27 protein-coding genes and 1 riboswitch are annotated in these 22674 nt (G+C 69.8%); of the genes, 18 read left to right on the top strand and 9 right to left on the bottom strand.

Annotated elements, in window-relative coordinates:
- Positions 1 to 19: 19 nt before the first annotated feature.
- Entirely contained in the window at positions 20 to 919 is a 900-nt protein-coding gene (gene mshD, locus EIZ44_RS02520; protein WP_134727612.1) for a mycothiol synthase, read from the bottom strand.
- 22 nt (positions 920 to 941) lie between these two features.
- A complete protein-coding gene (locus tag EIZ44_RS02525; RefSeq protein ID WP_037809366.1) occupies positions 942 to 1673 on the bottom strand; it encodes a winged helix-turn-helix transcriptional regulator in 732 nt (243 codons plus the stop codon).
- A gap of 174 nt (positions 1674 to 1847) precedes the next feature.
- On the opposite strand from EIZ44_RS02525, the gene EIZ44_RS02530 reads away from it, so the two are divergent.
- The 10 genes from EIZ44_RS02530 to EIZ44_RS02575 all read left to right on the top strand — a co-directional run bounded on the left by EIZ44_RS02530 (position 1848) and on the right by EIZ44_RS02575 (position 9405).
- Complete coding sequence (locus EIZ44_RS02530; RefSeq protein WP_158714415.1) at positions 1848 to 2750, top strand: LmeA family phospholipid-binding protein; 903 nt, start codon at positions 1848 to 1850, stop codon at positions 2748 to 2750.
- A gap of 5 nt (positions 2751 to 2755) precedes the next feature.
- Complete coding sequence (locus tag EIZ44_RS02535; RefSeq protein ID WP_134727613.1) at positions 2756 to 3190, top strand: TlpA family protein disulfide reductase; 435 nt, start codon at positions 2756 to 2758, stop codon at positions 3188 to 3190.
- 559 nt (positions 3191 to 3749) lie between these two features.
- Positions 3750 to 4184 carry a DUF4395 domain-containing protein gene (locus EIZ44_RS02540; protein ID WP_134727614.1) on the top strand — a complete coding sequence of 145 codons (435 nt, stop codon included), beginning with the start codon at positions 3750 to 3752 and terminating at the stop codon, positions 4182 to 4184.
- A 29-nt stretch (positions 4185 to 4213) separates the two neighbouring features.
- Positions 4214 to 5050 carry a sulfurtransferase gene (locus tag EIZ44_RS02545; RefSeq protein WP_134727615.1) on the top strand — a complete coding sequence of 279 codons (837 nt, stop codon included), beginning with the start codon at positions 4214 to 4216 and terminating at the stop codon, positions 5048 to 5050.
- Entirely contained in the window at positions 5050 to 5355 is a 306-nt protein-coding gene (locus EIZ44_RS02550; protein ID WP_037808620.1) for a DUF1416 domain-containing protein, read from the top strand. The genes EIZ44_RS02545 and EIZ44_RS02550 overlap by 1 nt, the downstream gene beginning before the upstream one ends.
- A 100-nt stretch (positions 5356 to 5455) precedes the next feature.
- Positions 5456 to 6790 carry an MFS transporter gene (locus tag EIZ44_RS02555; RefSeq protein WP_134727616.1) on the top strand — a complete coding sequence of 445 codons (1335 nt, stop codon included), beginning with the start codon at positions 5456 to 5458 and terminating at the stop codon, positions 6788 to 6790.
- A 129-nt stretch (positions 6791 to 6919) separates the two neighbouring features.
- Entirely contained in the window at positions 6920 to 7531 is a 612-nt protein-coding gene (locus EIZ44_RS02560; RefSeq protein WP_037808622.1) for a heme-binding beta-barrel domain-containing protein, read from the top strand.
- Between the two features lie 16 nt (positions 7532 to 7547).
- Positions 7548 to 8150, top strand: coding sequence for a 5-oxoprolinase subunit B family protein (locus EIZ44_RS02565; RefSeq protein WP_134662114.1), 603 nt, complete (start codon positions 7548 to 7550; stop codon positions 8148 to 8150).
- The gene (locus EIZ44_RS02570; RefSeq protein WP_134727617.1) at positions 8150 to 9001 is read left to right on the top strand and encodes a 5-oxoprolinase subunit C family protein; all 852 of its coding nucleotides are present in this window, start codon (positions 8150 to 8152) and stop codon (positions 8999 to 9001) included. The genes EIZ44_RS02565 and EIZ44_RS02570 overlap by 1 nt, the downstream gene beginning before the upstream one ends.
- A 2-nt stretch (positions 9002 to 9003) precedes the next feature.
- Positions 9004 to 9405: a hypothetical protein gene (locus EIZ44_RS02575; RefSeq protein WP_134662116.1), complete on the top strand. Its 402-nt coding sequence runs from the start codon at positions 9004 to 9006 to the stop codon at positions 9403 to 9405.
- A gap of 43 nt (positions 9406 to 9448) precedes the next feature.
- On the opposite strand, the gene EIZ44_RS02580 is transcribed toward EIZ44_RS02575, so the two are convergent.
- Positions 9449 to 10294 carry an aminodeoxychorismate lyase gene (locus EIZ44_RS02580; protein ID WP_134727618.1) on the bottom strand — a complete coding sequence of 282 codons (846 nt, stop codon included), beginning with the start codon at positions 10292 to 10294 and terminating at the stop codon, positions 9449 to 9451.
- 31 nt (positions 10295 to 10325) lie between these two features.
- Between EIZ44_RS02580 and ygfZ the strand changes: the two genes are divergently transcribed.
- From ygfZ to EIZ44_RS02595, 3 genes are read left to right on the top strand one after another with little or no spacing between them, the layout of a single operon-like run.
- Positions 10326 to 11447, top strand: a complete 1122-nt coding sequence (gene ygfZ / locus EIZ44_RS02585) for a CAF17-like 4Fe-4S cluster assembly/insertion protein YgfZ (protein WP_134727619.1) — start codon at positions 10326 to 10328, stop codon at positions 11445 to 11447.
- Positions 11448 to 11496: 49 nt separating this feature from the next.
- Positions 11497 to 12060 carry an RsiG family protein gene (locus EIZ44_RS02590; RefSeq protein ID WP_037809370.1) on the top strand — a complete coding sequence of 188 codons (564 nt, stop codon included), beginning with the start codon at positions 11497 to 11499 and terminating at the stop codon, positions 12058 to 12060.
- Positions 12057 to 13001 (top strand): asparaginase, encoded by a 945-nt coding sequence (locus EIZ44_RS02595; protein ID WP_134727620.1) that lies wholly within the window; start codon positions 12057 to 12059, stop codon positions 12999 to 13001. Before EIZ44_RS02590 ends, EIZ44_RS02595 begins: the two co-directional genes overlap by 4 nt.
- Here the strand turns inward: EIZ44_RS02595 and EIZ44_RS02600 are convergent.
- Positions 12982 to 13878: a DUF8083 family protein gene (locus EIZ44_RS02600; RefSeq protein ID WP_134727621.1), complete on the bottom strand. Its 897-nt coding sequence runs from the start codon at positions 13876 to 13878 to the stop codon at positions 12982 to 12984. The genes EIZ44_RS02595 and EIZ44_RS02600 overlap by 20 nt on opposite strands.
- A 207-nt stretch (positions 13879 to 14085) precedes the next feature.
- On the opposite strand from EIZ44_RS02600, the gene EIZ44_RS02605 reads away from it, so the two are divergent.
- From EIZ44_RS02605 to EIZ44_RS02615, 3 genes are all read left to right on the top strand, one after another.
- A complete protein-coding gene (locus EIZ44_RS02605) occupies positions 14086 to 14268 on the top strand; it encodes a DUF3073 domain-containing protein (RefSeq protein ID WP_037716129.1) in 183 nt (60 codons plus the stop codon).
- Positions 14269 to 14378: 110 nt separating this feature from the next.
- A complete protein-coding gene (locus EIZ44_RS02610) occupies positions 14379 to 15239 on the top strand; it encodes a 3-hydroxybutyryl-CoA dehydrogenase (protein ID WP_134727622.1) in 861 nt (286 codons plus the stop codon).
- A gap of 68 nt (positions 15240 to 15307) precedes the next feature.
- Positions 15308 to 16141, top strand: coding sequence for an alpha/beta fold hydrolase (locus EIZ44_RS02615; protein WP_134727623.1), 834 nt, complete (start codon positions 15308 to 15310; stop codon positions 16139 to 16141).
- Here the strand turns inward: EIZ44_RS02615 and EIZ44_RS02620 are convergent.
- The 4 genes from EIZ44_RS02620 to EIZ44_RS02635 are packed head-to-tail and all read right to left on the bottom strand — an operon-like array spanning position 16134 to position 20227.
- A complete protein-coding gene (locus EIZ44_RS02620) occupies positions 16134 to 16919 on the bottom strand; it encodes an ECF transporter S component (RefSeq protein WP_134727624.1) in 786 nt (261 codons plus the stop codon). The two genes, EIZ44_RS02615 and EIZ44_RS02620, sit on opposite strands and share 8 nt — an antisense overlap.
- The gene (locus EIZ44_RS02625) at positions 16916 to 18514 is read right to left on the bottom strand and encodes an ABC transporter ATP-binding protein (RefSeq protein WP_134727625.1); all 1599 of its coding nucleotides are present in this window, start codon (positions 18512 to 18514) and stop codon (positions 16916 to 16918) included. Before EIZ44_RS02625 ends, EIZ44_RS02620 begins: the two co-directional genes overlap by 4 nt.
- Positions 18511 to 19590 (bottom strand): CbiQ family ECF transporter T component, encoded by a 1080-nt coding sequence (locus EIZ44_RS02630; protein ID WP_134727626.1) that lies wholly within the window; start codon positions 19588 to 19590, stop codon positions 18511 to 18513. The genes EIZ44_RS02625 and EIZ44_RS02630 overlap by 4 nt, the downstream gene beginning before the upstream one ends.
- Positions 19577 to 20227, bottom strand: coding sequence for an SCO2322-related protein (locus EIZ44_RS02635; protein ID WP_134727627.1), 651 nt, complete (start codon positions 20225 to 20227; stop codon positions 19577 to 19579). The genes EIZ44_RS02630 and EIZ44_RS02635 overlap by 14 nt, the downstream gene beginning before the upstream one ends.
- Before the next feature lie 13 nt (positions 20228 to 20240).
- Positions 20241 to 20389: riboswitch (cobalamin riboswitch) on the bottom strand.
- A gap of 28 nt (positions 20390 to 20417) precedes the next feature.
- On the opposite strand from EIZ44_RS02635, the gene EIZ44_RS02640 reads away from it, so the two are divergent.
- Both EIZ44_RS02640 and EIZ44_RS02645 read left to right on the top strand, forming a co-directional pair.
- Positions 20418 to 21314, top strand: a complete 897-nt coding sequence (locus EIZ44_RS02640) for a Gfo/Idh/MocA family protein (protein ID WP_134662125.1) — start codon at positions 20418 to 20420, stop codon at positions 21312 to 21314.
- Positions 21315 to 21496: 182 nt separating this feature from the next.
- The gene (locus EIZ44_RS02645) at positions 21497 to 22228 is read left to right on the top strand and encodes a GNAT family N-acetyltransferase (RefSeq protein ID WP_134662126.1); all 732 of its coding nucleotides are present in this window, start codon (positions 21497 to 21499) and stop codon (positions 22226 to 22228) included.
- Here the strand turns inward: EIZ44_RS02645 and arfB are convergent.
- Positions 22225 to 22653: an alternative ribosome rescue aminoacyl-tRNA hydrolase ArfB gene (gene arfB / locus EIZ44_RS02650; protein WP_037808657.1), complete on the bottom strand. Its 429-nt coding sequence runs from the start codon at positions 22651 to 22653 to the stop codon at positions 22225 to 22227. The two genes, EIZ44_RS02645 and arfB, sit on opposite strands and share 4 nt — an antisense overlap.
- Positions 22654 to 22674 lie beyond the last annotated feature (21 nt).

A 22674-nucleotide genomic window follows, 5' to 3' on the forward strand; every position in this document is an offset into this window, starting at 1 on the left:
CCGGTCGGGTCGACCGTGATCACTCACCGTACTGAACGTCGGTCTCGAAACGCTGGAACCCCAGCTTGTTGTACACAGCCAATGCCGCGGCGTTGTCGCCCTCGACGTAGAGGATCACCCTCGGTAGTCCCCGAGAGCGCAGGTAGCGGAGTCCGGCCAAGGTCAGCGCCTTGCCGAGCCCACTACCCTGAGTAGCAGGATCGACGCCGACCACGTAGACCTCCCCGACCGGGCCTCCGTCGAACCGGCCGGGAACCGGGTCGTGCACCTTCGTCCAGTGGAAGCCGGCGACCTCGCCGTTCTCGTTCTCCGCGAGGAAGAAGCCCGCCGGGTCGAACCAGGCCTGGAGTTCCTCGGCGCGCACCTCGGCGGCGGTCAGCGCGCCCTGTTCCGGGTGCCAGTCGAACGCGCGCGCGTTGACCGCGACCATCGCGTCCTCGTCCTGCCCGGGAACGAAGGTGCGCAGCCGGAAACCGTTGCGCAGCACCGGTTCCGGCCAATCCGCATCGGCAACGTCGACGTGCAGGATCAACAGTTCGCGCTGCCTGCCGAGGCCGAGTTTCGCCGCGATCGCCGCCGCACCGGGGTGATCGCCGTGTGCCCACACGCGCAAACCCTTGTCGGCGCGCTCGACTACCGCCTGCGCGAGCGCGGTGCCGACGCCACGACGCCGGAAATCCGGGTGCACGAAAAGCTCCGCGACCTGATGGCCGTGGGAATCGCCTTCGGTGTCAAGGTGGACGTATCCCGCGGGCGCGCCGTCGAAGCGGGCGAGAAGATGCAGTCCGCCTTCGAATTCGCGCGGCAACGGTCCGGCCGGGTCGACCTCGGGGCGTCCGTCAGTCGCTTTGACCGCGAGCAGCACTTCGCGCACCGCGTCGTCGGGATCGGTCGTCCAGTCGCCAAGGTCGATAGCCACAAACCGACCTTACCGGCGAATGTCAGCGGGAGGTCAGCTCCGAAGCGTCGGCCGGAACGGCGACAACCGGCTTCGCACCCTTCGCCGGTCGCTCGAACTTGTAGCCGACGTTTCGCACGGTGCCGATCATCTGCTCGTGCTCGGGACCGAGCTTCGCGCGAAGCCGCCGTACGTGGACATCGACCGTGCGCGTGCCGCCGAAGAAGTCGTAACCCCACACTTCCTGCAGCAGCTGCGCGCGAGTGAACACGCGACCAGCGTGCTGGGCGAGGTACTTGAGGAGCTCGAACTCCTTGTACGTCAGCTCAAGCGTGCGACGGCGCAGCTTCGCCGTGTACGTCGCTTCGTCGATGACAAGGTCGCCTACGCGCAGTTCGGCGTCTGCCTGCAGGCCGATGCCGTCGCGAGTGGTAGCCAGCCGCAGCCGTGCATCGACCTCCGCGGGACCAGCGGTGGGCAGCAGGATGTCGTCCGTGCGCCATTCGGCGTTGACCGCGACCAGACCGCCTTCGCCGACCACCGCGATGACCGGCGTGCCCGATTCGTCCTCCGCGCCCTTCAACAGACGACACAGGCTCTTCGCGGACGCGAGGTCGCTGCGCGCGTCGAGAAGGATGACGTCCCGGTGACCCGCGTCGAGAAGGGCCGTCACTTCCGGCTCGCGTACGCGTACGGTGTGCGGCAGCAGGTCCAGCGCAGGTAGTACGGAGGTAGCGTCGAGTTCCCCCGTCAGCACCAGCAGGTCCAAGCTCATGATCCGCACCGCCTTCAGATTCGTCGCCTCGAACGTGGCGTCGGTCGGTGCTAAGTGAGAATAGCGGGTGAACACCCCGGCACCTAGCTCGTGCTGGATCGATCACACCTGGTCTAACGGCCGGAGCGTGACCCGCACCACGACGAAATCCACCCGAACAGGAGAACCGAGGCGATGGCGAGCAGGCCCGTGACCCGGGACGACCGACCGGCCCCTAACCCCGGCGGCGGCCGCCGCGGCAGGCGCGTGCGGCGGTGGCTCATCGTGCTGGGAGTGCTGGTGCTCCTGCTGGTCGGTGCGGATTTCGGAGCGGCGGCCTACGCCGAGCACACGATCTCGCAGAAGGCCCGCGCACAGCTCGGGCTGAGCGACGATCCGTCGGTCACCATCCACGGCTTCCCGTTCACCGTGCAGGCGCTCTCCGGTGACTACAGTCACATCACCGTTTCCGCGGACGGCGTGCCGGTCGGCAGCGAACTGCGCGACCTGCGCGTGAGCGCCGAACTCGAGGACGTCATCGCGCCGCTGTCGGACCTCACGTCCGGCAACACCAAGGCGGTGAAGATCGGCAAGCTCACCGGTGCGGTGACGATCAAGGCGTCCGACCTCGCCCGGGTCTCGCCGCTGAACAAGATCCAGAACCTGAAGATCGAGCAGTCGACCCAGGCGTACGTGAAGTACGGCGACACCGAGCAGGGCAAGCAGCCGGACCCGACGCCGACCAACGCCGACGGCGAACCGGCCGACGGCACCAGCGCGGGCGTGCGGATCTCCGGCGACGTGCAGGTGGCCGGGCAGAAGGTGGAGATCTTCTGCTTCGCGCTCATCCAGCTCAAGGAGAAGACGATCTCGATCGTGCCTTACCGGTTGCAGTTCGGGAATGACCAGAGCACCACGATCGTTCCGGAAGCTGTGCAGAAAGCTCTGCTGCCGAACTTCCGGGCCAGCATTTCGACGACCCGGCTGCCGCTGTCGGTCACCCCGACCGCGGTCCGCGTGGACAGCGGTTCGGTGACCATCAAGGGCGAAGCGCACGACGTGAACTTCGCCGACCTGTCCACCAACCACGGAGGCTGATCCCGGTGACCGGAGTGTGGGTGCTGCTGGCGACGCTGGTCGTCGCGACGGCCGCTGGCCTGGTCCTGCGCGCCCGCAACGGCCGGATCCGCGCGGCCAAACCGGCGGCGCAGACCCGGACGCTCCCCGCTCCGGTCTCCGAGGCCCTTGATCCGCAATCCGCCGTCACCCTGGTGCAGATCTCCACCACGTTCTGCACCCCGTGCCGGCACACGCGGGCGATTCTCTCGTCGCTCGCGGAGAAGACCGACGGCCTGCACCACGTCGACCTGGACGTCACCGAACGTCCCGAGGTCGCGCAGGCATTGTCGGTGCTCAGCACGCCGACCACGCTCGCGCTGGACCCGGAAGGCCGGGAACTGCTGCGCGTGGGCGGCGTGCCCAAGGGCCCGGAGCTGCTGGAAGCGCTCCGCCCGCACCTCGCCGCCGCTACGCGCTGACCTCCGCCTGGCTGCCGCGCCGCGCCCCCGCATCGCTGAATCGCCCCCAATGTGGCATTGGGTGCTCCATCCATGCCCCCGCCGCCGCCCTCAACGGAGACGCTGCGCGCCGCTGGCTCATTCAACGCACCCAATGTGGCGTTCGGTGCGTCCCACGCACCCAAAGTGGCGTTCGGCCCGTCCAGCGCAACCAATGCGGCGTTCGGTGCGTCCAGCGCACCCAATGCGGCGTTCGGTGCATCTGACGCACCCAATGCCACATTGGGGAAGCGCCCGGCCCCGCGGTCCGCGGCGGTTGATTCTCAGGATCCGGACCTCGTCCCAAGGAATGAACATGGTTCCGGGAGCGAGCGAGCCTGGGTACCCTCCCCCTGTGGACGAGCTGCCCATCACCCTCCTGACGCAGCGCCGCGCGGTCGATTTCTGCCGCGTGCGCAGCAGCTTGTGTCTGCCGTTTTCCGGTCGGCGCTGAAGCACGTCTCGCGCCGTCTCGCAGCTCTGCCCGTCTTCGCCGCGTGCGCTCGCACGCCCTTCCCCTCGCACTGAGCAGGAGGAACCCATGTCCGCCGGACCGGCCGTAGACCCGCGAGGTCCCAGGTTCGCCGCGATCGTGACCACGGTGGTGCTCGCCGTCGTGCTGGTCACGCAGTGGTGGCCGTTGCTCGCACTGCAGACCGTGGTCTTCGCGATCGGTGCGTTCGTCGGGCTCAAGCCCGCGCCGTACTCGGTGCTGTACCGGCTCGCGATCGCGCCGCGGCTCGGGCCGCCGACCGAACGCGAGGACGCCGCCCCGCTGCGGTTCGCGCAGGCGATCGGGTTCGTGTTCGCGCTCGTCGGCACGATCGGCTTCGCGGCCGGAGTGACGCCGCTCGGCGTCGTCGCGACCGCGTTCGCGCTCTTTGCCGCGTTCCTCAACGCGGCGTTCAACTACTGCCTCGGGTGCCAGATGTACCTGCTGATCAAGCGTTTCAGCCCCGCGCGGGCGTCCTCGTAAACCCCAACCAAGAAAGAGAGCCAGCTTCCATGAGCCGAGAAGACGTCCTGGTCACCACCCAGTGGGCCGAGGAAAACCTGGACACCCCGGGCGTGGTGTTCGCCGAGGTCGACGAGGACACGACCGCCTACGACAACGGGCACATCCGCGGCGCGGTGAAGCTCGACTGGCGCAACGACCTCCAGGACGGCGTCCGCCGCGACTTCGTCGACAAGGAGGGCTTCGAGAAGCTCCTGTCGGAGAAGGGCATCTCGAACGACGACCGCGTGATCCTCTACGGCGGCAACAACAACTGGTTCGCGGCCTACGCGTACTGGTACTTCAAGCTCTACGGCCACGAGAACGTGCAGCTGCTCGACGGCGGCCGCAAGAAGTGGGAGCTCGACGGCCGCGAGCTGAACTCCGACGAGGTCAAGCGCGAGGCCACCAACTACAAGGCCAAGGAGCAGGACCTGTCGCTGCGCGCGTTCCGCGACGAGGTCGTCCAGTCGATCGGCTCGAAGAACTACATCGACGTGCGCTCGCCGGACGAGTTCTCCGGCAAGCTGCTCGCCCCGGCGCACCTGCCGCAGGAGCAGTCGCAGGTGCCGGGTCACATCCCGGGCGCGCTGAACGTGCCGTGGGCGAAGGTCGCCAACGAGGACGGCACCTTCAAGTCCGAGCAGGAGATCAAGGACCTCTACGCCGAGGCGGGCTACGACGAGGGCAAGCCGACCATCGCGTACTGCCGCATCGGCGAGCGTTCGTCGATCGCCTGGTTCGCCCTGCACGAGCTGCTCGGCCAGGAAGACGTGAAGAACTACGACGGTTCGTGGACGGAATACGGGTCGCTGGTCGGCGTTCCGGTCGAGTTGGGAGCTAAGTGATGGCAGACGGCTGCAGCGCACCGGCACAGGTCGCGACCCCGGCGGACTTCGACACCAACGGCCAGGTTGTCCTGGCGGGCAAGGTCACCGGCACCGAGGGACCGGTCGGCGGCGCGTTCGTCCGGCTGCTCGACGGCGGCGGCGACTTCGCCGGCGAGGTCGTGTCCTCGGCGGACGGCGACTTCCGGTTTTACGCGGCCGAGGGTTCCTGGACGGTGCGCGCACTGCACCGCACGGGCAACGGCGAGGCCAACGTCACCGCGGAAGGCCCTGGCCTGCACCAGCTGGCCATTTCGGTTGCCTGACAACGCTTTTCCGCAGGAGGGCCCCTCGGTTTCCGAGGGGCCCTTCCTCGTGTCCGGGACGCTTGACCTCAAGTCGGCTTGAGGACCCAAGCTCGCGAGTGTGTCCGAAACGAAAACCATTACGCGGAGCCCGCTGCTGGCCGCCGCCGTGTTCCTCGGCAGCTTCATGGCGTTGCTCGACGCGAGCGTCGTGAGTGTCGCGCTGCCGACCATTCAGCGCGAACTGCACGCTGAATTCACTGACCTGCAATGGATTGTGGACGGGTACACCGTCGCGCTCGCCGCGTTGATGCTCACCGGCGGCACGCTCGGCGACCGGTACGGCCGCAAGCGGATCTACCTCGGCGGACTGGCCGTGTTCACGCTCGCTTCGCTGGGCTGCGGCCTCGCCCCGACGCTCACGCTTCTCATCGCCGCGCGCGTCGTGCAAGGCGCAGCGGCCGCGGCGGTCATCCCGGGCGGCATCGCGCTCCTGGCGCACGCGTATCCAGAGCCGCGCGAACGGGCCCGGATGCTGGGGGCGTGGGGCGGAGTGGCCGGATGCGCGCTGGTCATCGGCCCGCTTATCGGCGGACCGATCACCGACGCGCTCGGTTGGCCCACGATCTTCCTGATCAACCTGCCGATCGGGATCGTCGCAGTGCTCGCCGGTCGCCGGGGTCTCGACGAATCGTCCGATCCGGCGCACGGCGCGCTGGATCTGCTCGGACAACTGCTGGGCGCGTTGTGGATCGGGGCGTTCACCTACGCCGTGATCGCGTCCGACGCGGTGGTCGCCATGGTCGGCGCGCTGGGCCTGGTCGCGTTCATCGTCGTGGAGCTGCGCGCCCCGCATCCGATGCTGCCGATCCGGCTGTTCGGCAAATTCCGGTTCGCCGCTTCGATCTTCACCTCGTTCGTCCTCGGTTTTGCCTGCTACCCGCTGCCGGTGCTGATCGCTGTGTACCTGCAGCAGGCGTGGGGCAGCACCGCCTCGACGACAGGGGTGCAGATGCTGCCGTACGTCGTCGCCAACGCTGTTCTCGCGTTCTTCTCCGGACGGTTCGCCGGCCGGTTCACCGCGGAACGCGTGCTGCCGATCGGTCTCGCCATCACCGCGGCGGGAAGTTTCGCCTTCCTGCTGGCTGCCCCGACGAGTCCGTATTGGCTGCTCAGCGTGCCGCTGACGCTGTCCGGCGTCGGGCTCGGCCTGAGCATCACCCCGACGAACGTCGTCGGTCTCGCCGGGCTTCCGGTGCAGCGCACGGGCACCGCGGCCGGCACGGTGAACGCCGCGCGACAGGTCGGGATGGCGCTCGGCGTGGCCGCGCTCGGGGCGCTTCTCGATCACGGGAGCACGCTCACGACCGGGCTGCGGACCGCGATGGCGGTGGCTGGCTCGGCGCTGCTGGCGGTGACCGTCCTCACCGCCGCGACCCTGCGCAGCGCTAGATGAGCCGGGGCGGACTATTGTCCTCGCTGTGGAGACCTTGTTTACGACCCTGTTGATCATCGCGGGCATCGCCACCGTGTGGTTCGCGGTCTACGTCGTCTACCGGCTGTACGCCGACCAGCGCTGATCAGCATGACGAGTGGCGACGAAGCCATCGCAGCAGCCGAGGAGCGGGCCGCCAGCACGCGCGACCGCAACCTGCCGTTGTGGGACGACCTGCCGATCCCGAACGACACGGCGAACCTGCGCGAGGGCCCGAACCTGAACGACGCGTGCCTCGCTCTGCTGCCGCTCGTCGGCGTCTGGCGCGGCGAGGGCGAGATCGACTACCCGACGATCGACGGGCCGATCAAGTTCGCCCAGCAGCTGACCGTCTCCCACGACGGCCGCCCGTTCCTGTTCCACGAGGCGCGCTCGTGGCTGCTGAACGAGGACGGCAGCGTGCTGCGGCCCGCCGCCCGCGAAACCGGGTTCTGGCGGCCGCAGGAGGACGACACCATCGAGCTGCTGCTCACGCACAGCTCCGGCATCGTCGAGCTGTACTACGGCAAGCCGCGCAGCCAGACGTCCTGGGAGCTCGGCACCGACGCGGTCATCCGCACCGCGACGGCCAAGGAGGTCACCGGTGCGCAGCGGCTGTACGGCCTGGTGAACGGCGACCTCGGGTACGTCGAGGAGCGCGCGATGGTCGGCCAGGAAATGCAGCCGCACGCCTCCGCGCTGCTGCGCCGCGTGGTGGGCTGAGGCTCCGGGAGACGCCGTGCGCTGGCGGCGGTACGGCGAACACGCCGCCCTGCTCGACTGCGCCTCGCTCGAGGAGATGAGCGCGGCCCGGGCGACCCTCACCGAAGCCGCGCTCGACGGCGTCGAGGAGATCGTGCCCGGGGCCCGCACCCTGCTCGTGGTCGCGTCCACGGGGGCGCTGGAAGCCGCGCGTTCCTTGCTGGCTTCGGCCGATCTGGACCATCCGCCTGCCGGGGACGGCCGCGAAGTCGTTTTGGACGTGCAGTACTCCGGCGAGGACCTCGCGCTGGTCGCTGAGGACGCAGGGCTCAGCGTGGACGAGGCCATCGCTCTCCACACCAGCGCGGTCTACACGGTCGCGTTCACGGGTTTCGCGCCCGGTTTCGGTTATCTCGCCGGGCTTCCCGCTGAACTCCAGCAGCCGCGGCTCAGCTCGCCGCGCACCCGCGTCCCCGCTGGCTCGGTGGCTATCGCCGACGAGTACACCGGCGTCTATCCCCGGGAATCCCCTGGTGGCTGGCGGTTGATCGGGCACACCGAGGCGACGCTTTTCGATCCTTCCGCCGAGCAACCGGCGCTGTTCACGCCCGGTCTCCGGGTGCGGTTCCGGAGCGTGTGATGCGCGCGCTGGAGATCGTCTCGCCCGGTTCGCTGGCTTTGGTGCAAGACCTCGGCCGTCCTGGTTACGCACATCTGGGCGTCCCACCGTCGGGTGCTCTTGACGTCGCCGCGCTACGGCTCGGCAACCGACTGGTCGGCAATCCCGAGGACGCCGCCGGGATCGAAACCCTGCTGGGCGGGTTCACCGTCCGGGCGACCGCTTCGTGCACCGCCGCAGTGACCGGACCGCCGGTCGAGGTGTCCGTGGACGGACGGGAAACCGGCTCGCACACGCCGATTCCGTTGCGGCCAGGCCAAGAACTGACGATCGGCCGACCTGCTACCGGTCTGCGCTGCTACCTGACGGTGTCCGGCGGCATCGCGGTGGCGCCGGTGTTGGGAAGCCGGTCGACTGATGTCCTATCTGGACTCGGCCCGTCGCCGCTGGAAGCTGGCACTACGGTCCCGCTCGGCCCTGTCACCGGTGTCCCGTCCGGTGCGGACGTGGTCGCCGCCTCGCCCGCGCCGCCCGACTTGACGGTGCGAGTTTTGCTTGGCCCGCGCGACGACTGGTTCGCCGACGCGGCGAGCGCACTCAACGCACAGTGGACGGTTACTGAGGAATCCAACCGAGTGGGGGTCCGCCTGGACGGGCCGCCGCTACGTCGAGTGTCCACTTCGGAGTTGCCGAGCGAGGGCGTGCTGACCGGCGCGATTCAGGTCCCGCCGAACGGATTGCCGCTGGTCTTCCTCGCCGATCACCCGACCACGGGCGGTTATCCGGTGATCGCGGTCGTGAGACGGGAGTCACTCGGAGCACTCGCTCAAGCACGCCCCGGAACCTCGGTGCGGTTCCAAGCGTCCTTGTGAGCGTGGAACGGGTAACGATCACCGGCGGCGCGGGTTTCCTGGAGCTGAACACCGGAGGACGGGCGGAGCTGCCGCAGTCGCTGCGCATCGCGCTCGCGACCGGTCAGGTGCGCCTCCCGCTGGCGGAAACCCTCCGCGAACTGCTGGCGTTGCTTGTCGACGGCCAGTACCGGGTCAGCGGCCCGCAACGCTTCGAGGCGGTGGATCTGATCCCGGCAAGCGACTGGCCGGCCGACGACGATGCCCGGGTCACGTACTACCGCACGGCAATCCGCTCGGGACACCGGCCGGTGGCGGTGGTTTTGTCCGGTACGCGGCCATTGCTGGTGGACGGGCACCACAAGATCAGCGCATATCGAGCGGAGGGGGTCACACCGTCGGTGGTGCTGATCAGCGGGTCGTGAATGGCTGCGCCGGTTAGCACCGGCACAGCCGCTCACCAGGCTCTCAGTACTCGCTCTCGTAAGCCGCCACCAGCTCCCCGTGCAACCCCGTCGAATCCGGCAATACCGTCCCGTTCAGGGTGTGCACCCGGGTCACCTTCCGCACCGACGACGTGAGGAACACGCCGTCCCCTCGCAGCAAGTCCTCCACCGACAGCGGCTCCACCTTCACCGACCAGCCCGCCTTCTCCGCGCCGCGGAACAATGCGTACTGCGTCGTTCCTGGCAGGATGCCAACAGTGGACGGCGGGGTGTAGAGCGTCCGCTCCTTCGCCAGGACGACCGTCGACGTCGGGCCTTCGAGCACCGAATCATCGGTAGCGGTGAAGATCACATCTTGGGCTCCGCGACGGGTCGCCTCGCGCAGGGCGGCCATGTTCATCGCGTAGGAAACCGTTTTCGCGCCGAGCAAAAGCCACGGGGCGCGCTCGGCTAGTTCGGGGCCGAAACCGCGTTCCAGGGTCACCACCGAAACGCCTTCGGTGCGCGCCCGCAGGACCTTCTCCTCGACCTCCAGGCCCATCGCGAACGCTGTCGGCTTGCCTTCCGGATCGCCGTCGACACCCCGCGTGTACACGAGTTTCAGTGCGATCTCCGGGCCGCCCTGCCACGCGTCGACGACTGCCTGCGCGGCTCGGGCGAAGCCCTCGAGGTCCGGGGCAGGCAGGTCCAGCATCGCCGCGGAACGGGCGAGCCGGTCGAGGTGCGGACGCATTTCCCGCGGCTTTTTCACTGCCACGAGGATCGTTTCGAACACCCCGTCTCCGCGCAGCAGGCCGAGGTCGTCCACCCGGAGGTGAGCGGCTTCGGGGTCGGCCAGTGAACCGTCGAGGAAGGCGAGAACGCGCATCCCCTCAAGGTACTCACTTACGCTTAGGGTTATGCCGTACAGCTCGCCGCTGCTCGAAATCCCCCGCGCGGTCGCCGCGCCCGAGGGCCACCCGGAAGCCGGAGTTCCGTGGCACTGGGGCGATCCGTTCGCCGAGCAGCGCACCGCCGCCCGAGGAGTGGTCGTCATCGACCGCTCGCACCGAGAAATCCTCGCCGTCACCGGCGAGGAACGCTTGTCCTGGCTGCATTTGGTGATCTCGCAACACGTCACCGAACTCGCCGCGAACACCGGCACCGAAGCGCTCGTCCTCGACAGCCAGGGCCACGTCGACACCCATTTCGTGCTCGCGCACGCCGGCGAGACGGTGTACCTCGACAGCGACCCCGGCCCGCTCGTCACGAGCGCGTTGCCCAAGGGCGGCAAGCAAACCCTGCGCGAGTACCTCGAAGCGATGAAGTTCTGGTCCAAGGTCGAGATTCGCGACGTGACCGAAGAACTCGCCGTTCTTTCCGTGCTCGGCCCGGAGACCGACAGCGTGCTCGGCGTCGAGCTCGGCACTGAGCCGTATTCGGTGGCCGCGTTGCCCGAAGGCGGTTTCGCCCGCCGGATGCCGTGGCCGACGCGAGCGGGCGCGGATCTCGTGGTGCCGCGCGCTCAGCTCACTCAATGGTGGCAACGGCTCACCGACGCGGGCGCGCGTCCGGCTGGCTCGTGGACGTTCGACGCGCTGCGCGTGGAATCGCGGCATCCGCGGCTCGGCGTCGACACCGACGAGCGGACGATCCCGCACGAGGTCGGCTGGATCGGCTCGGCCGCGCACGTCGCGAAGGGCTGCTATCGCGGCCAGGAAACCGTCTCGAAGGTGCACAACGTCGGCCGCCCGCCGCGGTATCTCGCGCTGCTGCACCTCGACGGTTCGCCGGAGATCACGCCGGAGACCGGCGACCCGGTGAAGCTCGGCGAGCGCGTCGTCGGCCGGATCGGCACGGTCGCGCAGCACCACGAACTCGGGCCGATCGCGCTGGCGCTGGTCAAACGCTCGGTGCCGGGCGGGGCGGAGCTGCTGGCAGGCGACGAGGACCGAGTGGTCCAGGCCACTGTCGATCCGGACTCGGTGCCGGGCGAGCACGCGGCGCCCGGACGGGAAGCAGCGCAGAGACTGCGGGGCTGAAGTGAACTCGACGGTAGCGTCGTCGCCGAATGTGGAGCAGGATGTGCCCGTGATCGAAGTGCGTCCCGGCGGGCGGCGACGGATCGACCGCGTCCTCGGCCCGGGATATCTCACCGGATTAGGCGACTTGCCGCTCCCGGTGCTGCGCGAGCGGCGCGACGAGGCCGCGCAGGAAGAGACAGACCTGTCCTACCTGCGCCGGCTCCTGCACGCCCGCATCGACATCGTGCGCGCCGAACAGGAGCGTCGCTCGTCCGGCGGGGAAAGCATCGTCGACCGGCTCGCGTCCATCCTCGCCGACAACGCGCTCGGCCCGGCCGCCGGTTCCGGCAGGCACCAGCAGCTCGAACCGTCCCGCGCGGGCGAGCACCGCAGGCACGCGGAGGCGCTGATCGGCGACACCGGGCTCACCGACGTCGGCTCGCTGTCGGACGACAAGCTCGCCGCCGCGCTGGACACGTACGCGGCCGAGGAAGCCTCCGTGTCCTCCTTCCGCCGCCAGGTCCAGGGCGTGATGGACACGCTCAACGCCGAGATCGCCGGGCGCTACAGCAGCGGAGCGGCCACTGTGGACCAGTTGCTGGACAGCGAACTGGGGCGCGTCGAGGAATGACCGGCCAGCCGATTCTCGTCGAGGTCGTCCGGAACGGTTTCGTCGAGAGCGTTCACCACGGATGTCTCGTCGTCACCGCGCCCGACGGCACCGTCCGGTTCTCCGCGGGCGACGTGACCAGCCCGTTCTTCCCCCGGTCGGCGAACAAGCCACTGCAGGGCGTCGGGATGCTCCGCGCCGGTCTCGGCTACGACGGCGCGGACCTGGCGCTGGGCTGCGCCTCGCATTCCGGCGAAACCGGACATGTCGAGCGCGTCGCCGCGATGCTGTCCGGCGCCGGGCTCGATCCGGCGGCGCTGGCCTGCCCGGCCGAGCTGCCGATCGGCGAGGACGCCCGGCGCGCGGCCGACGAGCCGCGGAAGATCACCATGAACTGCTCCGGCAAGCACGCCGCGATGCTCGCCACCTGCGTCGCGAACGGCTGGCCGACCGAGGGCTACCAGCTGCCGGACCATCCGTTGCAGGTCCAGCTCGCGAAGACGGTCGAGGAGCTGACCGGCGAAGCCATCGCCGCGGTCGGCGTCGACGGCTGCAGCGCGCCGCTGTTCGCGTTCTCGCCGACCGGCCTCGCGCGGTCGTTCGGCCGGCTCGCGCAGGCCGAACCGGGTACCGACGAACGCCGAGTCGCGGACGCGATGCGTGCGCACCCGTGGCTGGTCGCGGGCACCGGGCGGGAGGACACCCGGCTGATGCAGGCCGTGCCTGGGCTGCTGTCGAAGAGCGGCGCGGAAGGTGTCCTGGCGTTCACGCTGGGCGACGGCACCGCGTGCGCGATCAAGATCGCGGACGGCAACAAGCGGGCGTTGGCGCCGCTGGCCATGGCCGTGCTCGCGCGCCTGGGCATCGAGACTCCGGACGAGCTGTCCGATCTGGCTCACCCGCCGGTGCTCGGCGGCGGCACACCTCAGGGCGAGCTGCGGGTCAGTTGGAGTGTTCCTTAGCCGCGAGGTCGCCCCAGAACTCGCGCAGCTGCGAAAACAGCTCGGCCAGCTCCTCGACGTTCCCGGTGCGCAGCGCGTCGAGGATGTCGTGGACCTCCTCCGCGGTGGAGTCGGCGTCGAGCAGCGAGTCGGCGAACAGTTGCACGAGACCGCCGTAGTCCAGTTCGACGACCGAGTCCGGGTCGAAGCTCTCCAGCCACTGCCGGGTCTGCGACAGCACCCGGCCGGGGCCGGAGTCGCCGAAGGTCGTCTCGATCAGCTCGCCCGCCTCGGACGCCCGGCGGAGCGCGGCGGACATCGGGGTGCGCCAGGACGCCTCCCGCACCGGGTCGTCCGGGCCGCTGCCGAGCACGAGCTTGCGTTCGTCCGGATCGACCAGCGAGAACCAGGGCAGCGGGACGGTCCAGGTGGTGGTGAGGGTGTGCGCGGCGGTGGCGGTGAGGTCGGTCATCGCGGCCTTGGTCTGCGCGCGGGCCTTGTCCGCGGTGACGCAGCCCGCGTCGAGGACCGCGATCCGCAACGCGGGCTCGGCGTCGGCGAGGAAGGTGCTCAACGCCGCGGCGGAGCGGGCGCGCAGTTCGAGCGGGCACGCGAACGGGCCCTCGGCGGTGTGGCCGGCGGGGACGTCGGCCGGGTCGAGCACGAGCACGTCGGTGACGAGGCTCGGCGCGGGCCGTCCGTCGCGCAGCTGCGCGGGCAGCAGCCGAACCGGCGCGGCCGCCTGTGACTTGAGCCACATCCGCTGTTCGCGTTCGCCGATCCCGATCCGGCTGAGCCCGCCTGCGGAAACGGCCTCGACCAGCTGTTGCGCGGGGGGATCGCCCAGCGCGCGCAGAGGTTCGTACACCCGCAGATAGGCCACGAAGGGTCGGAGCACCCGAGCATCGTGGCACGCCGACCAGCACCGATCGGCATCGACGTGCCGGTAACCGGCGTCCGGCGGACACTGTCGCGACGAGCACACCGTGCCACGTCGCATCCAACCCCCGGGACACGGTACGGTGTCAGCAGGAAAGAACTGTCGAGACGATGCGGGGCCGCCGATTCCCCCGGCCGCCCCGCCCCTGTGCGAGGGGGTCGAGCCATGGGGCGCGGCCGGGCTAAGGCCAAGCAGACGAAGGTGGCGCGCGAGCTCAAATACAGCTCCCACGAAACCGACTTCGATGCTTTGCAGCGCGAGCTGTCGAGTAGTTCCTCGGACAACCACGAGGACGACAAGCGGTACGAGGACCCGTACGACGACGGGTACGACGAGTACCGCCGTTGACGCAGGCACACGACACGCGAGGGCGGAATCGGACCAAGGTCCGAGACGCCCTCGTGCGTTGTGTGCTGCCCGTTTTCTCGGCACGCCGATGAGGTGAAGGAGTGGGACGGGTGAGCGACATCGCACGAGTAGGTGTGGTCGGGGCCGGGCTCATGGGCTCCGGCATCGCCGAGGTGCACGCCAGGTCCGGGTTGGACGTGCTGGTCACCGAGGTGAACCAGCCGGCCCTCGACGCGGGCAAGGCGCGCATCGAGAAGTCGCTGCAGCGCGGCGTCCGCAACGGCAAGCTGGCCGCCGAGGACGCCGAGGCGGCGCTCGGGCGGCTGCGCTTCACCACGGACATCGCCGAGTTCGCCGACCGCGATCTCGTCGTCGAGGCCATCCTGGAACAGGAGCAGGCCAAGGTCGACGTGTTCCGGGCACTGGACAAGATCGTCAAGCGCGAGGACGCGGTGTTCGCGTCCAACACGTCGTCGATCCCGATCATGAAGCTCGGCATGGCCACCGGCCGTCCGCAGCAGGTCGTCGGCATCCACTTCTTCAACCCGGTGCCGGTGCTGCCGCTGGTCGAACTGGTCCCGTCGCTGCTGACCAGTGAGGAGACCGCTCGCCGGGCCGAGGAGCACGCCACCGGCGCGCTGGGCAAGACGGTGATCCGGTCGCAGGACCGGGCCGGGTTCATCGTGAACTCGCTGCTCGTGCCGTATCTGCTGTCGGCGATCCGGATGATCGAATCGGGCTTCGCCTCGGCCGAGGACATCGACCGCGGCATGGAGCTGGGCACGGCGCACCCGATGGGTCCGCTGCGGCTGTCCGACCTGATCGGCCTCGACACCATCAAGGCCATTGCGGACTCGATGTACGCGGAGTTCAAGGAGCCGCTGTACTCGTCGCCGCCGCTGCTGCTGCGCATGGTCGACGCCGGGCTGCTCGGCAAGAAAACCGGCCGCGGGTTCTACTCGTACTCCTGACTTTAGTTGCGGGCCTGATCACCTTTTCCCCGCTGTGCGCGGCCGGGCGGATCGCTTGACTGTGCGGCATGACTTCGACGTTCGTCTTCGCCGCCGGTGCCAACGGCGTGTCCGCCGCGCCGCCGGAACTCGTGCTGCGCGGGTATCGCGGGGTGGGGGTGCCGCAGCCCGAACAGCAGTTCCGGCTGTCGTACCAGGCACCGCAGGATCTCGGCGCGTTCGCCACCGAACCGTCGGCGCTGGTCGGCCTGACCGTGGCCGACCAGGTCGCGACCACTGTGGACGTCGTCCGCCGGGCCGCGAAGCTGGGTCCGGTCGTGCTGGTCGGGTCGAGCATCGGTGGTGCGCTGGTCACGCTCGTCGCCGAAGAGGTTCCGGAGCTGGTGTCGGCGCTGGTCTACGACGCCGCGTTCTGCTGCGTCGAACTGCCGACGCCGGAGGAATACCTGGCCACGCCTGAAGCCGCGACGTCGCAGATCGGGGCGATGCTCGGGTTCATCGCAGCCGACCCGGCGGTGATCGGCGCGATGCGCTTCAACTGGCGGTCTTCCGCGGCGGAGGCATTGACGGCGGCGAAGGCAGCGCTCTGCGCGGACGCCACCGACGGTGAGTTCTACGCCCTGCTCAACGCGATGGCTCCGGACGACATCATCGGCCGCGGCGCCACCGACTCGCGCGGCACGCCGGAGCGGTGGGGGCGCGTTCCGCGGCTTTACGTCCGGCACCTCCAAGACCACCTGGTGCCGCTCGCCCTCCAGGACCGGATGATCACCGAGGCCGACGCGCGCACTCCCGGCAATCAGTTCGAGGTCCACGACATCGACACCTCGCACTTCCCGAACGCGGCCGGGATGGCTCAGCTCGTCGAGGTCCTGGACAAGGTCGGCCAGCGGCTCAGCTGAACGCCGCTCGTCGTGCGGCCCGGCGCAGCACGGTCAGGATCGCCGGGCCCAGCACGAGGATCGCGACCAGGTTCGTGAGCGCGCGGCCGGTGTCCCAGCCCAACGTGGACGTCAGCACGGTGAACACCAGGAACCGGTGCAGGTTCTCGCCGAGCGGTCCGCCCGGGACGAAGTCCAGCGCGGTGTGGCTCGCCAGGAACGGCCAGGTGAACAGGCTCATCGCGAGGCCGTAGAAGTACGCGGCGACCACTCCGTAGAGCGCCAGCAGCGCGATCTCCCACCGGCCCTTCACCCGGCGCGGCAGCAGCCCCGCACCCAGCCCGACCAGCGACGACGCCAGCATCTGGAACGGCAGCCACGGCCCGACGCCGCCGGTGAGCAGCGCGGACGCGAACAGCGACGTCGAACCGAGGACGAATCCGAAGCCCGGCCCGAAGACTCGCCCGGCCAGCACGAGCAGGAAGAAGACCAGCTCGATTCCGCCGGTGCCCGCGCCGAGCGGACGCAGCGCGGCGTTCACCGCGGACAGCACGCCGAGCAGCGCGAGCGCCTTCGCGTCGAGTCCGCCGCTGGACAGTTCCGCCAGCACGATCAGGATCAGCACTGGCAGCGTCACGAGGAAGACGAACGGCGCGTCGGTCACGTGCGCGGAGGTGCCGACGGTGCTGCGGGCCAGCAGCGGCCAGCAGAACATCGCCAGTCCGACCACGACGGCCGCCGTCAGCACCAGCGCCGTGCGGTGCCGGATGCGGACGGCTGGGCCCAGGAAATCGGTCACGCCAGCGCCTTCGCCACCGCGTCCACGGTCAGCCACGGCTCCGGCGCGAGGATCTTCGCCACCTGTGGAGCGAAGGCGGGCGAGGCCACGACGACGTCCGCGGTAGGGCCGTCGGCGACCACTTCGCCCTCGGCGAGGACAACGACGCGGTGCGCGGCGGAGGCGACGAACTCGACGTCGTGGGTGGCCAGCAGCACCGCGTGCCCCTCGGCGGCCAGGTCGGCGAGGATGGTCGCGAAGTGGCGTTTCGCCGGGTAGTCCAGGCCGCGGGTCGGCTCGTCCAGCAGCACGACCGGCGGGGCGGCGGCGAGCTGGACGGCCAGGACCAGGGCGAGTCGCTGCCCCTCGGAGAGGTCGCGCGGGTTGGTGTCGTCTTCGATGCCCGGAACGAGACGGTCGAGGAGCTTCCGGGCGGTGCCCGCGGTGACCTCCGATTCGACGTCAGCCTGGCGGCATTCCGCTTCGACCGAATCGAGATACAACAGGTCAGACGGGGTTTGCGGGACCAGCCCGACGCGTGTGCGGGCGGCCCGCGACCGCAGCGTCTTCGGGTCCGCGCCGAGGACGTCGACCGTGCCGTCGGAGCGGGGTCCGCTGCCCTGCAACGCCCACAGCAGCGAGGACTTGCCGGAGCCGTTCCGGCCCATCAGCGCGACGACCTCGCCGCGGTCCAGCCGCAGGTCAACGCCCCGCACCGCGTTCACGTTGCCGTACCGAACCCGCACGCCCCGCGCGGTGAGGATCGCTTCGCCAGAGCTTTGTGCCGCCGCAGCAGGGCGACGCTCGGCCAGGCGTTCCCTCAGCGGGCGGGCGAGCCGTCGGGCGTCGCGGACCGAAAGCGGCAGCGGCGACCAGCCCGCGAGCCGGCCCAGTTCGACGATCGGCGGCGCGACATCGGTCTCGGCGAACACCTCCGCGGGCTGACCGGACACGACGGTGCCGTCGCCGGGCAGGTAGAGCAGACGGTCGGCGTACTGCGCGACGCGTTCCATCCGGTGCTCGGCGACGACGACCGTCGTGCCCAGGTCGTGCACCAGACGCGTGATCGCGGCCAGGACTTCCTCGGCCGCGGTCGGGTCGAGCGCTGACGTCGGTTCGTCCAGCACCAGCACGCTCGGATGCGCCGTGAGCACCGCGCCGATCGCGACGCGTTGTTGCTGCCCGCCGGAGAGCGTCCGAAGTGGACGGTCGCGGAGTTCGGCGATGCCCAGCAGATCAAGGGTTTCCTCGACGCGTTTGCGCATCACGTCCGGCGCGACGGCGAGCTGCTCCATCGCGTACGCGAGTTCTTCCTCGACGGTGTCGGTGACGAAGCCGGCCAGCGGATCCTGTCCGACCACGCCGACGACCGACGCCAGTTCGCGCGGCGGATGCGTCGCGGTGTCGAGCCCGCCGACCTTGACCCGGCCGGCCAGCGTGCCGCCGGTGAAATGCGGGACCAAGCCGTTGATCGCACCGAGCAAGGTCGACTTGCCGACCCCGGTACGGCCGGCGACGAGGCAGAGTTCGCCCTCCTCGATCGTGAGGTCGACGTCCCGGAGCACCGGCCGGTCCGCCCCGTCGTACGTGACGCTGACGTGCGAAAACTCGATCATCGGGCGACCTCCGACACCAGCGCCGGACGCGGCGCGAACCAAGCGGGCAGCACACTGATCAGCACCGCGACGGCCGGCAGCAGCGGCAGCTCCGGCCAGGTCAGCGGGCTGGCCGGGGTGGTGAGCGAAACCGGGTCGGCGAGCAGCACGAGCACCGCGGTCGCGACGCCGCACAGCGCGACCAGCGTTTCCGGCAGCCGCCACGGATCGGGCCGGTAGGTCGTGCGGCGGATCTGCCGTCCGCCGAGGACGAATCCGGCGGCGGCCAGCACCAGCCCGGCGATGAGCATCGGCACGCCAAGCCACGACGCGGACCCGTCGAGCACGCCGTAAACCCCGACCGCGACGCCGACCAAACCGGCCAGCACGCAGGTCGCGATCAGCATCCGGACGCGCGGGGAGAGGTAGCCGCGCCGCCCGTAGCCGCGGGAATCCATGGCCGCCGCGAGTTGCAGCGACCGGTCCATGGCGTCGGCGAGCACCGGCACGAAAATCCCCTTCACGAACCGGAAGCCACGCGTCTTCCCGGAGCGCAGCCGCCGCGCCCGACGCACCCGCTGCACGCTCTCGACCAGCTGCGGGGCCACCGACAGCGCGACGGTCACCGCCGTCCCCACCTCATACAGCGCCCCGGGTACCGCCTTGAGCAGGCGTTTCGGGTTCGCCAGCGCGTTCGCGGCTCCGACGCAGAGCACGATCGTCGCCAGCCGGAGCCCGTCGTAAAGCCCGCCGAGCAGCTCCTCGGCCGAGGTGGGGCCGAGGAGCTGAATGCCGGCCGCGGCGCTCGGCAACGGGATGGTCGGCAGCGTGAACAGGATGTGGCCGCCGTCCTCGCCGCCGATCAGGATCCGGAACAGCACGCGCGATGCCAGGATCACCGCGGCGATCCAGGCGTACATCCGGAACGCCAGCGCCCACGGCGCGTCGCCGCGGCGGAGCACCACGACGAACCCGGCCACCGCGATCACCAGAGCGAGCAGCACCGGGTTCGTGGTCCGGCTCGCGGCGACGGCGAGCGCGAGCGCCCACACCCACCACGCGCCGGGATGGAGCGCTCGCGGACTACTGCCCAGCACGCCTGCGGCGCACCGCGACGACCGTCCCGGCGGCCACGAGCAGCACGACGACCACGATGCCGATCACCAGTCCCCACGGGAACCCGCTGTCCGAAGTGGACGCCGGAGCCTGCGCGGGCGCATTGGACTTGCGCACCGGTTCGGTGCGCGGCGGCGGATACTCGGTGTAGGACTTGCCGATCGCGAACGACCAGCCCTCGAATGCTCCGGCGGGCGGCTTCCAGCTCTGCGCGCCGACCTGCGCCGACTGCCATTTGCCGCCGTTGGTAGCGGTCCAGAAGCTCCACGACGCCTTCTCCGGCGGCATGCCGGTGCAGGTCTGATCCGCGGGCTTGCTCTCGATCTTGCACATCACGGCCAGGCCGTACTTGCCCGCGCCGGTGAGTTCGAAGCCGGCGTTTTGCAGTGCGGTGACGCCGTTTTCCTGCTTGCCCGGCGCGCACCGGATGAGGGTTTCCCCGCCAAGCCCCTGGAAATCGACGATCACCGTGACGCCGTTGTCGTCCTGGCAGTAGCCGTCGGTGCCCTTGCCGGGTGTGGTGGCCGAGGCGGAAGAAGCACCGCCGAGACCGGTAGCGACGAGAAGAGCGCAGCCGGCGAGGACTCGCCCCCAGTGCCGCGCGTGCACGAACCGCATGTCAGATGTACCTCGCATCGATCGGACCACGACGGGCGATCCGGCTCGCGGTCCCTCGCGGGGCCGCTCACGGTTGCGGGCCAGCGCCGGATTCTCACCGGCTTCCCCCGTTCGTGGCGAAGAACTTGTCGACGTTAACGCACCGCAGGCCGCGCTGGAAGCGACCGCGGACACACCTACACTTCCGGGCGTGGGACAGGACCAGCTGCGCGTCGGCCTCGTAGGAACCGGACCGTGGGCCACCACGGTGCACGCCCCCGGGCTCGCGGACCATCCGGGGACCGTGCTCAGTGCTGTGTGGAGCCGAAGGCCGGAGGCCGCCACCGCGCTGGCGCAGGCCTACGACGCCGTGCCCACCAGCGATCTGGACGAGCTGTTCGAGCAGGTCGACGCGCTCGCGTTCGCCGTGCCGCCGACCGTGCAGGCCGAACTGGCGACCCGGGCCGCGGAGGCGGGCAAGCACCTGATCCTGGAGAAACCGATCGCCCCCGACCTGGCCACGGCGCAGCGTCTCGCGGACGCCGTGACGTCCGCTGGCGTCGCTTCGCTGGTGATGCTAACGCTGCGGTTCGCCCAGCAAACGCGCGATTGGCTGGACGGCGTCACCGCCGCCGGCGGCTGGCGAGGCGGCAGCGTGCGCTGGCTGTCCGGTGCACTGCTCAGCGGCAAGTACGCGACCTCGGCCTGGCGACAGGATCCGGCTGGCGGCGCGCTCGCCGACATCGGCCCGCACGCGTTCGACCTGCTCGATGCCGCCCTCGGCCCGATCACCAACGTCCTTGCCGCCCACCGCGGTCCCGAAGACCTGTGGCAGCTGCTGCTCGAACACGAGGGCGGCATCACGAGCACCGCGACGCTCAGCCTCCGCCTGCCGGTCCAGCCGACGGTGGTCGAGTATTCGGTTTTCGGCGAACACGGCCTCCGCACGCTGGGCCGCACCGGCACGGCGAACGACGCGTACACCGCGCTGCTCGACGATTTCGCCGCGATGGTGTCCTGCGGAACGACCACGCATCCCTGCGATGTCCGCCGAGGCGTGCACCTGGCCCGGATCGTGGACCAGGCCCGCGCCGCGCTGAACCGTTAATTCGCTTGCCGGGTCTGAGACGATGAACGGGAAGTTCGTTTCGGACGAAGGAATGCCTATGTGCTCCGCCACGGCCCGCACCGGCCGCCTGGCCTGAGCTGTTCGGCCTGCGCGCCCGGCGTGGGGTTGCCAGTTGTTGTGCTGCCCGCGCATTCCTTCTTCGCGAAAGGCTTCCACCAGAGATGTCCGCCCTTCAGGCATACGTCCGCGCGACCGCACCGATCGGCCGCGAAACCGAGCGAATCGGCCCGTTCCTGGCGACTTTCGCCAAGGACAGCTCTCATCCGATGGCGAACTACGCCATCCCCGACGACGGCGCGAACCCTTCGTCCGCCGAGATCGCTCTCCTGATTTCCGCTTACCGGCAACGAAATCTCCTGCCCCGGCTGGAGTTCTTCACCGACGCCGCTCCCAACGCCGAGACAGCGCTCGTCGCCGCCGGATTCACGCTGGAACGACGCGTGCCGGTGATGACCTGCGCCACCGAAGATCTCGTCGATTGCGTTGCGCCAGAACACATTCAGCTGCGCGAACCGTCGTCCGACGACGAATTCCGCCGCCTGCGGTCCGTGCAGAACGTCGCCTTCGGCGAGTCGCCCGACGTGTCGGACGCCGATGTCGAACGCAACCGCGACTACCTGACCGTCCTGGCCGAACACGGCGAAACCATTGTGGGCGGCGGAATCGCGTTGGACATCGTCTCCGGCGCAACGGAAATCGTCGGCATCGCCGTAGCCGCAGAACACCGAGGCCAAGGCATCGCGGCGGCGATCACCGCGCACCTCACCCGCTTAACCCACGAACGCGGTGCGCGGACAGCATTCCTCACGCCGGGCGATGTGGGGATCGGGACGGTGTACCGGCGCGCTGGGTACCAGGTCGCCGGTGAGTGCGTGCACCTGTCGCTGAGCTAGTCGTCGTACCGCCCGCCGCGGCCGCGTTTTACGTCGCTGCGGCGTTTCTTCGCAGCCAGGCGGCGTTCCTTCGAGCCTCGCGACGGCTTGGTGGGACGTCGTTTGGCCGGCGGCGGCGCGGATGCCTTCGCCAGCACCTCGGCGAGCCGCTCCCGGGCCGCGTCGCGGTTCATCAGCTGGGAGCGGTATTCGCTGGCCGCGATGGTGAGCACTCCGCCGACCAGGCGCGTGCCGAGGCGGGCGGTGATGCGTTCCTTCAGCGCGGGCGGGATCACGGCGGAGCCCGCGACGTCGAACGACAGCTCGACGCGCGAGTCCGTCGTGTTCACGCCTTGTCCGCCCGGTCCCGAGGATCGGGAGAAGCGCTCTCGCAGTTCGGCACCCGGGATCACGAACCGGGCGCCGACGCGTACGTCCTCCGCCATGTCCTCAGTGTCTCAAGACGA

Source organism: Amycolatopsis nivea (assembly GCF_004522235.1).
GTDB lineage: Bacteria > Actinomycetota > Actinomycetes > Mycobacteriales > Pseudonocardiaceae > Amycolatopsis > Amycolatopsis nivea.